Genomic DNA, 14006 nt, shown 5'->3' on the forward strand with positions numbered 1-14006 from the left:
ACCTCCCATGCTCATTGTAGAAAGAACGGCAAGCCCGGCATGGAGCCTTCCAGCAAAACGACGAAAATGAAGTAAACGCCTCCTGAGAAAAGAGAGGAAACAAGAAGGGACTGAATCCATTTCCCTTTTTCGATGGTTTGAAAGCTTACGAGCAGGAATAGGAACGTTCCGACCAGATAGCCGATTTCCTCAAGGAAAAACGCATAGATGAAAGCCGCTCCGAAAATAATAAAAAACCGTTTGTAATCCAGTTTTTCCTTCTCGCCTTCTCTAGGCTTTGCCTTTAAAGCCTCATAGAAAAGACGAATGCTGAGCAGTACAAGCACAAGCCCAAGGCCAAACGGGAAAATGTTCGGACCAACCTTGCTTCCATACGCCGATGCGGTAATGGTTGTGCTTTGCCACATAAAACCGATGCCAAGCAGAAGGAAGAAAATACTGGCGTAGCGGTCAAATGTTTTGTTCATAGGTGACGCCTCCTTCTAGAATCAAAAGGGGAGAGAATGGCTCCCTCCCCCGAGCTAATTCTGTTATTTTTGCATGCCGAGCGCTGTCAGAAGCTCTTGAACGCTTTTTTCTTGCTCTTCAAGGAACTTAGCGAAGTCAGCGGAATTTCTGTATTCGCTTTCCCAAGCATTCGCCGTCAGCTCTGCTTTCCAAGTGTCGTTTTCATTTAGAGCTTTCAGTTTCTCGTCCCAGAAAGCGACTTGTTCTTTTGTCATTTCTTTCGGTCCGAATACACCGCGCCAGATCGTGAATTCCGTATCAATGCCGAGCTCTTTCAGCGTTGGGATGTCAGCAAAGTCGCCGCCAAGACGCTCAGAGGAAGTCACAGCCAAAATTTTGATGTTGCCCGCTTTCAGGTAGCTGCCAAGGGAAGAAACGTCAGTGCCGATAGCGTCAGCGTTTTTGCCAAGCAATGCTGCGATTGCCTCGCCGCCGCCGTCATAGGACATGTACTTCACGACTTTAGGGTCGATGCCGTATTTAAATGCAGGAAGAACGGTAATCAAGTGGTCCATGGAACCAGGAGCCGATCCGCCAGCCAAAGTGATTTTGCTAGGGTCAGCTTTGATTGCGTCAAGCAACGATTTAATGTCTTGGTATGGAGAATCCGCTGCAACTGCGATTGCCCCGAAGTCTTTCGTCATTTGCGCAAGTGGAGTTACATCTTTATAGCCATACGGGCTGTTGCCTTCTTTTTTCAAGTTGTTGATTAGAATCGGAGGGGAGCTTACGAACAGCTTGTACGGATCTTTGCTGTCCTTTGCCACGTACTCAGCCAAGAACACTGTGCCGCCGCCGCCCGGTTTGTTTTCTACCGTCATCGTTTGCTCGATTAGTTTCGTTTCGCCAAGCACTTTTGTCAGGGATCTTGCTGTTTTGTCCCAACCGCCGCCTGCACCTGATGGTGCTGTTACGACGAATGGCTTGTTCGGGTAATCTCCGCCCGATCCGCTGCCGCTGCTGCATGCTGTCAAACTTACCGCTAGTACGAGTGCCGCCGCTATGGTTGTCAGGCCTTTCCGTTTCAACATAGGTAAGTACCTCCTTTTATATCCCATCGCGCTTTTCTGTAAGCGCTTTCTGAGTGGGTGCCTTTATACTATCATTGACAATCGCCGCTTGAATACAATTGCGTTATAAGTTGAAAAAGATGCATTTACGCAATTTTGTTCATAAAAATTACACACAATTGTTGTCGATTTGCTTTGTTCCGGGAAGTATGTAGAATACAATTAGGAAATCGGAAGAAGCTATTTTTGCCTGGAGGTGATTGTATGCGGTTACAAACGAGGTTAATCTTGTTGATAGGCGGATTGCTCTTCTTGATCATCCTTGCTCTGACCTTCAGCTTTGAACGGCTTCTTGTAAACACGTTAGAAAAAAATATAGGGGCTTCCGCACTCAAGCTGGCGAAGACGGTCGCTTTAATGGACGTCATCCGCGACGCTTTCGACGATGAGAATCCAACCGTTGTCATACAGCCCATAGTTGAAAAGATTCGGCTAGAAACAGATGCGGAATATATAGTGATCGGCAATCGGGACGGCATCCGGTATGCGCATCCCATGCCCGATCGGATCGGCAAGGAAATGGTGGGAGGAGACAACGGGCCGGTATTGAACGGCATGTCCATCATTTCGAAGGCGATTGGTTCCATGGGCCCTTCTTTAAGGGGGAAAACGCCGATTTACAACGATAATAACGAAGTCATCGGCATTGTGTCGGTCGGCATCCTTATTGAAGATATCGAGGCATCGGCGCAGGCGTACCGAAACCGGATGATCTTTTTTGCGACGCTTGCTTTAATCGTTGGCTGCATCGGCGCGATTTGGATTTCCTCCAGCCTAAAAAAATCGATCCACGGGCTCGAACCGAAGGAAATTGGCTTGCTGTACCAAGAGAAGCGGGCTATATTAGAAACGATACATGAAGGAATTATCGCCGTTAACCGGGAAGGTATAGTAACTCTTGCCAACCATACGGCATCTATACTGATTGACCCGACGGAAAAGCTGCCGATTACAGGCCAGCATATCCGGGATGTGATCCCGGACTCCAGATTGCTTGACGTTATTCAGTCTGGGGAAGCCGAAACCGATCAGGAGATGGTCATCAGCGAAAGCCTCGTCGTCGTCAACCGGCTGCCGATTTACGATCGCCAGCATCGCGTAGTCGGCGCGGTATCGAGCTTCCGGAACAAGTCGGAGTTGCTTCGCCTGACGGAGGAGCTTACTCAGGTTAAGCGGTATACAGAGGCTTTGCGCGCTCAGACGCATGAATACTCGAATAAGTTGTATACGATTTATGGTCTTATTCAGCTCGAGTCCTACCAAGAGGCAATGGACTTGATCACGCATGAGACGAATATCCATCAAAATTTGATTCACTTCTTAATGTCCGAAATTCCCGATCCGATTATCGGCGGGATTTTGATTGGCAAGTTCAATCGAGCCAACGAGCTAAAGGTGCGTCTCGATATCGATGCGGGCAGCTCGTTTAAGGATATTCCGGATCATATAAGCAGAAATCAGCTCGTCACCGTCATCGGCAATTTAATTGATAATGCGATGGATGCGGCGCTGGCTGTAGAGCATGGGGACAAATGGGTAAGAACGCTGTTTCTCGACAAGGGAGAGGAGCTGATTATCGAAGTGTCCGACAGCGGCAACGGTATATCTGAAGAAGCCAGAGGGCGTCTGTTCGACATTGGCTACTCCACGAAAAAAGGAAGCAATAGAGGTTTTGGACTGTCGATTGTGAGCGGGGCCGTTCAGCAGCTGAGAGGCAAAATGTCGGTGCGGAACGCTTCGCATGGGGGGGCCGTCTTCACGGTCGCCATTCCAAAGGCTAGGGGGGACTACCATGATTCGAGTCGTCATCATTGAGGATGATGTTAGAATTGCAAACATTAACCAAAGATTCGTAGAGAAAATGGAAGGTTTTGAGGTAGTTGGCATTGCGACTGACAAGGCGCAGGCTCTGGAGCAGCTCGATATTCTGGTGCCGGACTTGGTTTTGCTTGATCTCTATTTCCCGGATATGTCGGGCATTGACATGCTTAGGCAAATTCAACGGGACTACCCCCGTACGGACGTGATGATTATTACGGCTGCGAAGGAGTTTGATACTGTGCGGGAGGCGATCAGGGGCGGCGTCTACGATTTCATGATCAAGCCGGTCGTTTTTGATAGATTTCAGGACAAGCTGAAAACTTATCAGAAATATCACGAGCAGATGAAGATGCTTGGCGAAGCGAACAGGCAGGTCGATCAGCAGGGGATCGATCAATTGCTGTGGGGCGCAGGGGATCGCGGGGATCGCGAGGCTTATTTTCCGAAAGGAATCGATAAAATCACGAGCGAAAAAGTGCTTGCGTATATCGAGAGCTCAAACGACGTATGGACGGCGGACGAGCTGGGCAAAAAAGGCGGGTTCAGCCGCACGACGGCACGGAGATATCTCGAATATTTCGTGGAAAAAGGGCTTCTGGTCGCCGATATTTCATACGGCACCGTAGGCCGCCCGGAACGGGTGTACCGCAGGGCGGGCTTGTAGTCTGCGCTTGACGGCAGAAATGATCAGCTATTTTTCGTTTTATAATTAAAAGCAAGCCGTAGACCGGTTCGTGGTCTGCGGCTTTGCTGTTTTTGTTGAGGGTGTTTTTCTAGTTTGTGAGAAATAGTGGTTTTTGGCGCAACTGGAGGAGCAAATCAGCGTCTTATGAATTAGTGGTTTTTAGGATGGATAAAAGAGCTGCTCCGAGAAGGCAAACAGAGGAGGATGTTGTTTTGAAGAAACCTAACTTAAAAATCAGCATTGCGGCAGTCGTGGCCATCGCTCTTCTGGCCGTATACATTGCAAGTTTGTTTACCTCTTTTCATGAGGTGGTTGGAGCCGAGCTGGAGAAAAAAGAAATAAGCCACATATCGGCGTTAAGGGTAGAAGATTTAAAAGATTTGGACATAGAGGACCCTCAGAAAATAGCTCGAGTCATGGAGTCATTGGCAGGACTGGAGTTAATAAAAGATGTAAGATGGGATGATCTTAGCAAAATCGATGAAAAGTACAGTTTGACTTTATTTGTGGGTGCAGATGCACAATACGGAATGGAGGTATTTGGCGACAAGTACATCCAAATCTATAATGGCAATTTAAAGGGAGACCGGCTAAAACAATATAAAGTGAGAAGCGAGCTTGACTTAACCGCCATCCGCGATCTGTTTAAATAGACTAAATTGGCGATAAAAAAACCGCGATGCAGCCGGCTAGGAAAGCCGGGATCACGGTTTTTTGCGCATTTGCCGTTAGTTGGGATTTTGCATTTAAACGTACAGCTAAGCTTTCTCCTCATACAGACGAACGATTTCCACAATCGTTTTGACTGCGAGTTCCATATGATCGACGGATACATATTCGTAGCGTCCGTGATAATTCATGCCGCCGGTGAAAATGTTCGGAGTAGGCAATCCCATAAAGGAAAGCTGCGATCCGTCCGTACCGCCGCGAATCGGCTCTACAATCGGCTTAATGCCGAGGTTCACCATAGCCTCATAAGCGATGTCGACCACTTCTTTTACAGGCTCGATTTTCTCTCCCATGTTGAAATAGCGGTCTTTGAGCTCAAGCACGACGCGGCCTTTGCCGTATTTGGCCTCAAGCTGCGCCACGATGCCCGACATCAGCTCTTTGCGACCGTTAAACAATTCGCGGCTATGATCGCGGATCAAGTAGTGCATTTCCGCTTTCTCCACGTCGCCTTCCATCGAATTCAAGTGGAAGAAGCCTTCGTAGCCTTCCGTATGCTCCGGCGCTTCGCCTGCTGGAAGCATCGCGTTTAGCTCCATAGCGATCTTCAGGGCATTCACCATTTTCCCTTTGGCTGTGCCGGGGTGAACATTTTTCCCGTGGATGACAATATTGGCGCTGGAAGCATTAAAGCTTTCATATTGAAGCTCGCCGAGCGGGCCTCCGTCCATCGTATAAGCGTAAGCCGCTCCGAACGCTTCCACATTGAAGCGGTGAGCGCCGCGGCCGATTTCCTCATCGGGAGTAAAGGCTACACGGATTGGACCATGCTTAATTTCCGGATGAGCGATTAAATAAGCCATGGCCGTCATAATTTCCGTCATGCCCGCTTTGTCGTCGGCTCCAAGCAGCGTTGTGCCGTCCGTCGTAATGAGCGTATGGCCTTTGTAGCCAGGCAGCTCATGAAATTCGGACGGTGACAGAAGGATGTTCTGTTCTGCGTTCAGCACAATATCCCCGCCGTCGTAGTTTTCGACGATTTGCGGATTGACGTTTGCGCCAGTCATATCGGTAGCGGTATCGAGATGGGCCATAAAGCCGATCGTTTTTACGTTTTTATCGGTATTGGGGGGCAACGTAGCCATAACGTAACCGTTTTCGTCCACCGTAATATCGCTCATTCCAATCTCTTTCAGCTCTTCCGCCAGCATGCGGCCAAGCGTGAGCTGGCCCGGTGTCGAAGGGCAGTTCTCGTTGCTTTCATCGGATTGGGTATCTACTTTTACGTATGTAAATAACCGGGATATTAGCTCTTCTTTCATTGACATGGATAGTCAGCTCCTATTATGTTCTTCATGAAAAGTATAATACAAAATGCGCGGGAACAGAAATCCCGAGTTACATCGGGTTGAGCAAAGTTAAGGGGAGTACTGATGAATACAAGGGAATGGCAGCAATGGGGGCAGGTTGCGAAAAAAATAAACGATAAGCTGAAGCTCCATCGCTTCTGGAATTTAACGGGCGGAATATCTGCGCAAGTAACGGCACTGGAGCTGTTGGAAGAGAACGGCACAATGGAGAGAGTGGTTGCGCGCCTTCACGGCGAGGCGGACCGGCTCCGCAATCCGCATATTGCGCGGCATGAATTCCAGTTGCTTCGTATGCTGCATGAACACGGCCTTCCTGTCCCCGCACCTGTGCTTTTGGATGAGACCGGCCATCTCTTTCCTCAGCCGTATTTAGTAACGGCTTTTTCAGAAGGACGCGTGGAGCTGTCGCCTTCCGATTCCCTAAACTTCGCTAAAAGAATGGCGGCTGGATTGGCAGCGGTTCATCGGATTCCGTATCCGAATGAAGAGATAAACTTTTTGCCTAGCAAGGGGACGGAAATAGCGAATAAGCTTGCCGGTCCGCCCGAAAAGATCGATGAATCTCTAAATGAAGACCTTATACGGCAGGCGCTCGGAACGTCCGATTGGCTGCTTTTGTCACCCAATTCCGTGGGGCTGCTTCATGGCGATTATTGGCCGGGCAACTTGCTTTGGGAAAACGGGGAGCTATCCGCGATATTGGACTGGGAGGACGCGGCTGTTGGCGACCCCGTTTCCGATGTTGGAAACGCACGGCTTGAGGTGCTGTGGGCATACGGGGAAGAAGCGATGGACGCTTTTACACAGGAATATGCTCGGCAGATGCCATCGGTCAGTCTTGATCAGCTTCCTTATTGGGATCTATGCGCCGCGCTCCGTCCGGCATCCCAGCTTTCGAACTGGGGATTGGCACCCGAAATCGAAGCAAGGATGCGTGGTTTGCACCGCCGGTTCGTTGAGAGGGCTTTGGGCTAATGTGCCCTTAGTCCCTTTCTTTCGTAGATCATGCCGATCGTTTTCTCCAGCTCTGGCTCTTTGAGGCGAAGATCGAGAATGGCCCGATCTCTCGTTGCCAGATGGATGGCATCGCTTACGGGAATGTCCGCCCTTTGAAATAAGTAGGAGACCGTTCTGCCGCTGATCGCCGCTATTTTCAGTCCGCCGCCCTCCACAGCCGCCGCCCATTCCGCCCCGGTCCGGCCTGGGAGCTCCTCAACATAATCCACCTCCAGCACCGTGCCCCCACTGTATTGCTCTTTAAACTGCGACAATTTCCCGTCAAAAATAATGCTGCCCCCGTCGATCATCATCAGTCTGCCGCAAACCTCTTCTATATCGTCCATATCATGCGTGGTTAAAATAACGGTCGTTTGTTTTTCCGCATTCAGTTCGCGCAGAAACTTTCGAATACTGGCTTTGGCGACAACATCGAGACCAATCGTAGGCTCGTCGAGATACAAAAGGCTAGGATCGTGAAGCATGGCGGTCGCCAAATTAGCTCGCATCTTCTGGCCAAGGCTGAGCTGCCGGACCGGGGTTCGGAAAAAACCTTGCATCTGAAGCAGCTCTACAAAAAAGTCGACATTTCTGCGGAAAACCTGCGGCTCAATCCGGTACATTCTTTGGTAAAGCTGAAACGTATCCTCCATCGGCAAGTCCCAGTAGAGCTGAGAGCGCTGCCCGAATACGACGCCAATACGCATGGCGGTTTCTTTACGGTTGCGGCCGGGCTCCAGTCCATCTACAAGGATGGAGCCTTCAGTAGGCGTAAGAATGCCGGACAGCATTTTGACCGTGGTCGATTTCCCGGCGCCGTTCGGTCCGATAAAGCCGACAAGCTCGCCCTTTCCGACTTCAAAGCTTAAATGCGATACTGCTCTTTTCAGCTCATACGGGCGGGAGAACAACGATTTGACGGAATCGAGCCACCCGTTGTTGCTCCGGTAAATTTTATAACATTTCGAAACGTCCTTTACTTGAATCATGGACATGGAATGGCCTCCTTTATGATCCCGTGCTGTGATAATGTTTGATACCCCAATGCCACAATGCGCATGCCCCTGCGAACAAGACGGCTCCTACTGCAATGCCGAGGTATTGGAAGGAGGGGTGGAACATAAGAAAATCCCCTTTCTCCAAAAAATATTGCGCCGGATAAAAATTAATAAACGCATACGGGACGATCAGCGTCAAAAAGATTTGGATTGAGGCCGGATAAATGGATATCGGATAGCGGATAAAGCTTTTGAAATCGTTCAAAAACAGGTTGGCCAAGCTCGTATTCCGTACCATCCAAAACGATGGAATCGCTGTGTACATAAATGCAGCCGCTTGGATGAGCGTTCCCCCGATGAGCGTCAGCAGCAGGAAAAGGAGATCGGAGAAACCGAGCGCAAGCCCCAGATTATGAATGCAGATGGCTATAAACAGCAGCCCAAAGGCGACATTGGAAAAATAAGAGGCGGTGAACTCTCTGCTCATTAAATAAAGAAGTGGGTTCAGCGGCTTGGTCAGCAGCTCGTCAAACTCTCCGGATTGAATTTTCGCAGGCAGCTTTGTAAAGGGGTGAAAGCAGAAAAAGGCGGCGAGCGAATAAGAGGTCAGATTGAGGGCGTAGAGAAACATGACCTCGTATTGGCCCCACCCTGCAATGGATTGAAACTGGTGAAGCAGCACCCAAATTAAAGCGAACTCCGTGCTCCACAGGACGCCTCTGGAAAAAAAGGTCATCAGGAAGGCGGCCCGGTATTCCGTTTTGGCTTTAATGTTGATGCGGATAAACGTCCAGTAGAGAGACAGGCGATCCATGACTAACCTCCCTGAATAAATACTTTGTTTTGCGCCATTTTCCACACTCGGTTTTCGATTAGCAGCAAAATCGCAATCCACAAACCTTGAAGCAGCAAAATGCCGACCGCACCCCGAATATCCGTTCTTCCGGCCAAAATCGCTATCGGTTCAAAGGTGACGAGGCGAAACGGCAAATAGTGTCCAATGCTTAAAAGCCACTGCGGATAAAACCATAGGGGAACAAATGTGCCAGCAAACAGCTCGAAAAAAGCTCTCATAAACCATTCGACGTAATAGGCGTTTCCTGTCCAGAAGCTGGTCAGTCCAAGCAAGTAGTGGATGTGATAGATAATGGCGATGCCCCCGGCCGCGCTAATGAAAAAGAGCAAAATACGCAAAGGATCGGCGGCCACGCTTGGCACGCTCATAAAAGCAAAATAAACGACGCAGGCCGGTATGGCGCTGAACAGTAGACGGAACAGATTTTCCCCCCATTGATCGGCCAAAATGTACGTTTTGAAGCTAACGGGGCGGATCAGATCGGTGCTGATCGAGCCTGTCATCACCTTGTCTCCAATCGTAGCCGCGATGCGGGAATGCGTCAGCGTCCCGACCAGCATATTGACTAGCACAAATAAGATCATGTCGTCGTAGGTCACGCCTCGAATGCTCTCTTGCCCGGCAAATAGACCCCTCCACACGCTTATTAGCACAAAAAGCTGCAAAAAAGAGCCGAGCGCCAAAATGACCGTATTGGACCGGTATACAAAATGCTGCCGAAATGACTTCATCATAAACATAGTCATAATGGATAGTTGCAACATGTTTCTAAGCGTCCCTCCCTTTCACTAGTCTCACAAAAACTTCTTTGTCTATCATAGGCTAGCTGTATGGTATAGTAATAATTGTTAATTCGTATAGCTGCTATAAGAGGAGAATATATCGATGATCAACTTAGAGCTGTACCGCGTCTTTTTCTTTGCCGCACAAGAAGGGAGCATTTCCAAAGCGGCTCAGCGGTTGCATATAACGCAGCCAAGCGCAAGCCTCGCCGTCAAACAGCTGGAGGAGTCGCTTCAAACGACGTTGTTCCATCGGTCGACGCGCGGCGTTTCGCTGACGAATGAGGGTCAAACGCTTTTTACCTATATTGAGCAAGCCTACGAACTAATTATGTCGGCAGAGAGCAAGATGGACGAGGTGGCCAGCTTGAATGGCGGCGAGGTCCGAATCGCGGCGAGCATTTCCGTCATCGAGCATATTTTGCTGCCGCATATGAAAGCTTTTCACCGATTGTATCCCGATATAAAAATTAAAATTGAACATCATTCGACGCATGGATGCCTAAAGCTGCTAAGAGAAGGGAAAATCGATTTTTGCGTCGTCAGATTGCCCGTTCGAGATGAAGCGTTTGAGGAAACAAAACTTTTGTCGATTCAGGATTGTTTTGTAACGGGGGAGAAGTACAAGCATCTAGCCGAAGAAGCCGTGTCTTTGAAGGAGCTGGCACAATATCCGCTTATCGTATTCCCGGCCCATATGACTTCCCGAAAGGCAATGGACCGGTTTTTGGCTTCCCACGGCATTGCGTTGGCACCGAGTCTAGAGATCGGCAGCTTGCAGCTGCTGGTCGGATTTGCACAGGCAAACCTGGGCATTTCCTATGTTATTGGTGAGTTTGTAGCGAAGGAACTGGCGGCGGGAAGTCTATACAAAGTAAAAGTGGAAGAACCGATTCCGAAGGTAGATTTAGGCATTGTGCGGATGAAATCGTTTGCCATGTCGGCGGCGGCTCAACGTTTCCTCGACTTGATGAACAACACCGACGAGAAGGAAATAATCCGATGAGCAAAATGAAACTAGCGGCCATACTGGCCATCTTCCTTGCAGCCTTAATTTCGATAAGATTTCTATGGTTTCAATTCCAGACGTCTCCTCCCGAAACCTCTGTCTCTGGAGCCGTTTTGGATCTCCGTCAGTGGGATTGGAACAAAGAGCCCGAAATGATTTTGAACGGGCAGTGGGGATTCTATCCTTCGAATTTATTCGTTCCTGAACGCGGGAAAGAAAGCCCGAACGAAGGGACGATCGTCGAGTTGCCCTCTGATTGGAAGGAGGAGCTAGGTAAGGATGAGGATGGTGCGTTCGGCTATGCAACGTACCGTCTGCTCCTTTTTGTAAACCCCGACGAAGCGTCCCTGTTCAGCATGAGAATTCCGGCTATCCCGGCATCGGCTGCATTATATGTAAATGGGCAGAGGGTTGGCGGGTCGGGGGTACCCGCTTCCAGCGCAGAGGAGTACAAGCCTGGAAGCGTTCCGTTTACGGCTAATTTTAAGGCGAATAACGAAACCGGAATGCTGGACATCGTTATTCATGTTGCCAATTTTGACGACCGGATCATGAGCGGCATTATGCAGCCGATCCTCTTCGGCACCGAAGAAGCGATTCGCAAATCGCAGCAATTTTCCGAAGGGACCCAGATGGCTGTATGCATTCTGCTGTTCATGCATATTTTGTACGCCGCTGCGCTTTATTTTATCGGAGTGCGGCAGAGGGCGCTTATTTATTTTTCCTTGCTTATTTTAAGCGCTACAATGACGATCCTGATTGACGACGATCGTTTGCTGATGAGCTGGACTTCCATTGGCTACGAGTGGAACATGAAGCTTTATTACTTGTCGTTCCTAGGGGCGGCCGTATCCATCCTGTATTATGCGAAGCATCTTCTGCAACGCTTCAGCATCATGCGCTTTAGCGGCTGGTTCGCCGCAGCTTGCGGGCTGTATGCCCTGTTCGTGCTGCTGATGCCCGCCCGGCTGCTCAGCTACGGAGACTTGGTGCATACAGCGCTTATTTTGATCCCGTATATTGTGATTCCGACGTTAACCGTCAAGGCGATTTTTAAAGGCGAAGAGGATTTGATCTTTATTTTGCTCGGAGCCGCTGCGGTGTCTAATAATCTCGTATGGGGCATTATCAAAAATACAGGCCTTTTCGGCAGCGGTTTTTACCCATGGGACACGGTATTCGCCTTTATGATGCTTGCTCTGTATTGGTTCAAGAGCTATTTCCGGACGGCGAACCAAACGGCAAAGCTGGCGGAGCGGCTGCAAGCGGTGGATAAGCAGAAGGACGACTTTCTGGCCAGCACCTCTCATGAGCTGAGAAATCCTCTGCACGGCATGCTGAATATGGCGGAGTCCGTTTTGCAGGACGGGCGGTACGGTACGGAGGAGACTGAAACCCGGCTGCGGCTGCTCGTTTCAGTCGGCAAGCGAATGTCCTATATGCTGGAGGATTTGACGGAGCTTACGAGATTCAAGGAAAACGGCGTACGTTTGCAAAAGGGACCGTTGCATCTGCAAGCCGTTGCGGGGGGAGTGCTCGATATGCTCCGTTATATGACGGAAGGCAAGCCGGTTGTCCTTATTAATGAGGTGCCCAGCTCGCTTCCTCTTGTAAAGGCGGATGAAAATCGGATCGTTCAAGTGTTGTACAACTTGGTTCACAACGCGATTAAATTTACGGAGCGGGGAGAAATCGTCGTTCACGCCGAAGCGAAAAACGGCAGCGTCCACATCGTTATCCGGGATACGGGAGCAGGGATGGACGAAGCGACGGCAGCCCGTATTTTTCAGCCGTATCAGCAAGGAGAAGGGGCCGTGACTGGCCTTGGGCTTGGCCTTGCGATTAGCCGGGAGCTGGTGCATCTGCACGGAGGGGAGCTGACGGTGAAGTCCAAGCTAGGCGAGGGCTCCCGCTTTGCCTTTGCTTTGCCTCTCTATTTGGGGGCGGCAGCGGCACAGACTTCGGTCGTTCAAGCCGGTCCTCAGAACTCCGGCGTTATTTTATCGACCGCGGCAGCGGAGTGGACTAACGCTGAAGGGGATGGGACTTTCGGAGCTCGCGCCATTGTCGGGCAAGAGGAGAGCGACGATGCCAGACAGAAAGGCGCGGGCAAGGTCAAAAGCGAGGATGCTCAAAGCCTGGTGCATGATCATGGGAGGCCGAGGGTGCTGGCCGTCGACGACGACCCCGTCAATTTGAAGGTGCTCAGCAGCGTTCTAAGCGAGGAGCGCTACGACATTACAACGACAACGAGCGGCAACGAGGCTTTGCCTTTATTGGAAACGGGAAAATGGGATCTGGTGATCGCGGATGTGATGATGCCGGGAATATCCGGCTATGAATTGACCGAGGCTGTACGCGAAAGATTTTCCCGCTCGGAGCTGCCTGTTCTGCTTCTGACGGCACGCGGTCGGTCAGAGGATATTGCGGCTGGATTCCGCTCTGGCGCAAGCGATTATATTCAAAAACCGGTGGATGCGGACGAGCTGAGAGCAAGGGTCGAGGCTTTAACCGAGATGACGAAAGCGGCCAAGGAGCAAGCGAAGATGGAGGCTGCATGGCTGCAAGCGCAAATTGAGCCGCATTTTCTGTTCAATACGCTTAGTTCGGTCGCCGCGCTTAGCGAAATCGATCAAGGGCGGATGAAGCAGCTGCTGACCGCTTTTAGCCAATACTTGCGGGCAAGCTTTAATAACCATAATGCGGAAGGGCTCGTCCCTTTGAAAAAAGAGCTGGAGCTGGTGCAGGCCTATCTCTATATTGAAAAAGAGCGGTTCGGCGATCGAATCAACGTCGTTTGGGAAGCCGACGAAAACTTGGCTTTGCTGCTGCCTCCGCTGACCATTCAACCGTTGGTTGAAAACGCGCTTAAACATGGCATTTTGAGCCGTTCAAGCGGCGGGACGATCCGCATTCGAACTGTGGACGGACCGCAAGAGGCGGAAGTTTCGGTTAGCGACGATGGCGCAGGAATAAGCGAGGCTGAGCTTGGCGGGCTGCTGGCAAGAGGACGTGCCGAAGAAGGCAAGCGCCGCGGCATAGGGCTGGCCAATACGCATTATCGGCTGAAGCTCCATAACGGCTCCGGCCTCTGCATAGAAAGCACGCCGAAGGTTGGAACGACCGTCTCGTTTAAGGTTGTGAAATAATCCCTCCGTTGGGAGAGCAATCATCTCTCGAATCCATTGTGACGGGCGTACTTTTGTTATATGATAGGGTAGTCATTTTGGGGCTTTCCCCGCA

12 protein-coding genes are annotated in these 14006 nt (G+C 50.3%); 6 read left to right on the forward strand and 6 right to left on the reverse strand.

Annotation, left to right across the window (positions count from 1 at the left end; translation table 11 throughout):
• Positions 1–11: 11 nt before the first annotated feature.
• Entirely contained in the window at positions 12–467 is a 456-nt protein-coding gene (locus ACFQZE_RS20225; RefSeq protein ID WP_379360416.1) for a tripartite tricarboxylate transporter TctB family protein, read from the reverse strand.
• A 63-nt stretch (positions 468–530) separates the two neighbouring features.
• Positions 531–1538, reverse strand: coding sequence for a Bug family tripartite tricarboxylate transporter substrate binding protein (locus ACFQZE_RS20230; protein ID WP_379360418.1), 1008 nt, complete (start codon positions 1536–1538; stop codon positions 531–533).
• A 243-nt stretch (positions 1539–1781) separates the two neighbouring features.
• On the opposite strand from ACFQZE_RS20230, the gene ACFQZE_RS20235 reads away from it, so the two are divergent.
• From ACFQZE_RS20235 to ACFQZE_RS20245, 3 genes are all read left to right on the forward strand, one after another.
• Positions 1782–3392 (forward strand): ATP-binding protein, encoded by a 1611-nt coding sequence (locus tag ACFQZE_RS20235; protein ID WP_379360420.1) that lies wholly within the window; start codon positions 1782–1784, stop codon positions 3390–3392.
• Positions 3370–4062 carry a response regulator gene (locus ACFQZE_RS20240; RefSeq protein ID WP_379360422.1) on the forward strand — a complete coding sequence of 231 codons (693 nt, stop codon included), beginning with the start codon at positions 3370–3372 and terminating at the stop codon, positions 4060–4062. Before ACFQZE_RS20235 ends, ACFQZE_RS20240 begins: the two co-directional genes overlap by 23 nt.
• Before the next feature lie 233 nt (positions 4063–4295).
• Positions 4296–4736, forward strand: a complete 441-nt coding sequence (locus tag ACFQZE_RS20245; RefSeq protein WP_379360424.1) for a hypothetical protein — start codon at positions 4296–4298, stop codon at positions 4734–4736.
• Between the two features lie 105 nt (positions 4737–4841).
• On the opposite strand, the gene pepT is transcribed toward ACFQZE_RS20245, so the two are convergent.
• Complete coding sequence (pepT, locus tag ACFQZE_RS20250; protein WP_379360771.1) at positions 4842–6074, reverse strand: peptidase T; 1233 nt, start codon at positions 6072–6074, stop codon at positions 4842–4844.
• 111 nt (positions 6075–6185) lie between these two features.
• Between pepT and ACFQZE_RS20255 the strand changes: the two genes are divergently transcribed.
• A complete protein-coding gene (locus tag ACFQZE_RS20255; protein WP_379360426.1) occupies positions 6186–7097 on the forward strand; it encodes a phosphotransferase family protein in 912 nt (303 codons plus the stop codon).
• On the opposite strand, the gene ACFQZE_RS20260 is transcribed toward ACFQZE_RS20255, so the two are convergent.
• From ACFQZE_RS20260 to ACFQZE_RS20270, 3 genes are read right to left on the reverse strand one after another with little or no spacing between them, the layout of a single operon-like run.
• Positions 7094–8113, reverse strand: a complete 1020-nt coding sequence (locus ACFQZE_RS20260) for an ABC transporter ATP-binding protein (RefSeq protein WP_379360428.1) — start codon at positions 8111–8113, stop codon at positions 7094–7096. The two genes, ACFQZE_RS20255 and ACFQZE_RS20260, sit on opposite strands and share 4 nt — an antisense overlap.
• A gap of 13 nt (positions 8114–8126) precedes the next feature.
• Positions 8127–8930, reverse strand: a complete 804-nt coding sequence (locus ACFQZE_RS20265) for an ABC transporter permease (protein ID WP_379360430.1) — start codon at positions 8928–8930, stop codon at positions 8127–8129.
• Positions 8931–8932: 2 nt separating this feature from the next.
• Positions 8933–9736, reverse strand: coding sequence for an ABC transporter permease (locus ACFQZE_RS20270; RefSeq protein WP_379360432.1), 804 nt, complete (start codon positions 9734–9736; stop codon positions 8933–8935).
• Between the two features lie 121 nt (positions 9737–9857).
• Between ACFQZE_RS20270 and ACFQZE_RS20275 the strand changes: the two genes are divergently transcribed.
• Together ACFQZE_RS20275 and ACFQZE_RS20280 are read left to right on the forward strand one after the other, a co-directional pair.
• Positions 9858–10760 carry a LysR family transcriptional regulator gene (locus ACFQZE_RS20275; protein ID WP_379360434.1) on the forward strand — a complete coding sequence of 301 codons (903 nt, stop codon included), beginning with the start codon at positions 9858–9860 and terminating at the stop codon, positions 10758–10760.
• The gene (locus tag ACFQZE_RS20280) at positions 10757–13912 is read left to right on the forward strand and encodes a hybrid sensor histidine kinase/response regulator (RefSeq protein WP_379360436.1); all 3156 of its coding nucleotides are present in this window, start codon (positions 10757–10759) and stop codon (positions 13910–13912) included. Before ACFQZE_RS20275 ends, ACFQZE_RS20280 begins: the two co-directional genes overlap by 4 nt.
• The last annotated feature ends 94 nt before the right edge of the window (positions 13913–14006 follow it).

Origin of the sequence: Paenibacillus sp. GCM10027627, assembly GCF_042675505.1 — a bacterium.
In the GTDB taxonomy this organism is placed as follows: domain Bacteria; phylum Bacillota; class Bacilli; order Paenibacillales; family Paenibacillaceae; genus Pristimantibacillus.

What these genes read in the sequence shown, in the direction of transcription:
- ACFQZE_RS20230 (WP_379360418.1), bottom strand. Translation starts at nt 1,538, where the DNA reads ATGTTGAAACGGAAAGGCCTGACAACCATAGCGGCGGCACTCGTACTA.
- pepT (WP_379360771.1), bottom strand. Translation starts at nt 6,074, where the DNA reads ATGAAAGAAGAGCTAATATCCCGGTTATTTACATACGTAAAAGTAGAT.
- ACFQZE_RS20265 (WP_379360430.1), bottom strand. Translation starts at nt 8,930, where the DNA reads ATGGATCGCCTGTCTCTCTACTGGACGTTTATCCGCATCAACATTAAA.
- ACFQZE_RS20225 (WP_379360416.1), bottom strand. Translation starts at nt 467, where the DNA reads ATGAACAAAACATTTGACCGCTACGCCAGTATTTTCTTCCTTCTGCTT.
- ACFQZE_RS20240 (WP_379360422.1), top strand. Translation starts at nt 3,370, where the DNA reads ATGATTCGAGTCGTCATCATTGAGGATGATGTTAGAATTGCAAACATT.
- ACFQZE_RS20235 (WP_379360420.1), top strand. Translation starts at nt 1,782, where the DNA reads ATGCGGTTACAAACGAGGTTAATCTTGTTGATAGGCGGATTGCTCTTC.
- ACFQZE_RS20255 (WP_379360426.1), top strand. Translation starts at nt 6,186, where the DNA reads ATGAATACAAGGGAATGGCAGCAATGGGGGCAGGTTGCGAAAAAAATA.
- ACFQZE_RS20270 (WP_379360432.1), bottom strand. Translation starts at nt 9,736, where the DNA reads ATGTTGCAACTATCCATTATGACTATGTTTATGATGAAGTCATTTCGG.
- ACFQZE_RS20280 (WP_379360436.1), top strand. Translation starts at nt 10,757, where the DNA reads ATGAGCAAAATGAAACTAGCGGCCATACTGGCCATCTTCCTTGCAGCC.
- ACFQZE_RS20275 (WP_379360434.1), top strand. Translation starts at nt 9,858, where the DNA reads ATGATCAACTTAGAGCTGTACCGCGTCTTTTTCTTTGCCGCACAAGAA.
- ACFQZE_RS20260 (WP_379360428.1), bottom strand. Translation starts at nt 8,113, where the DNA reads ATGTCCATGATTCAAGTAAAGGACGTTTCGAAATGTTATAAAATTTAC.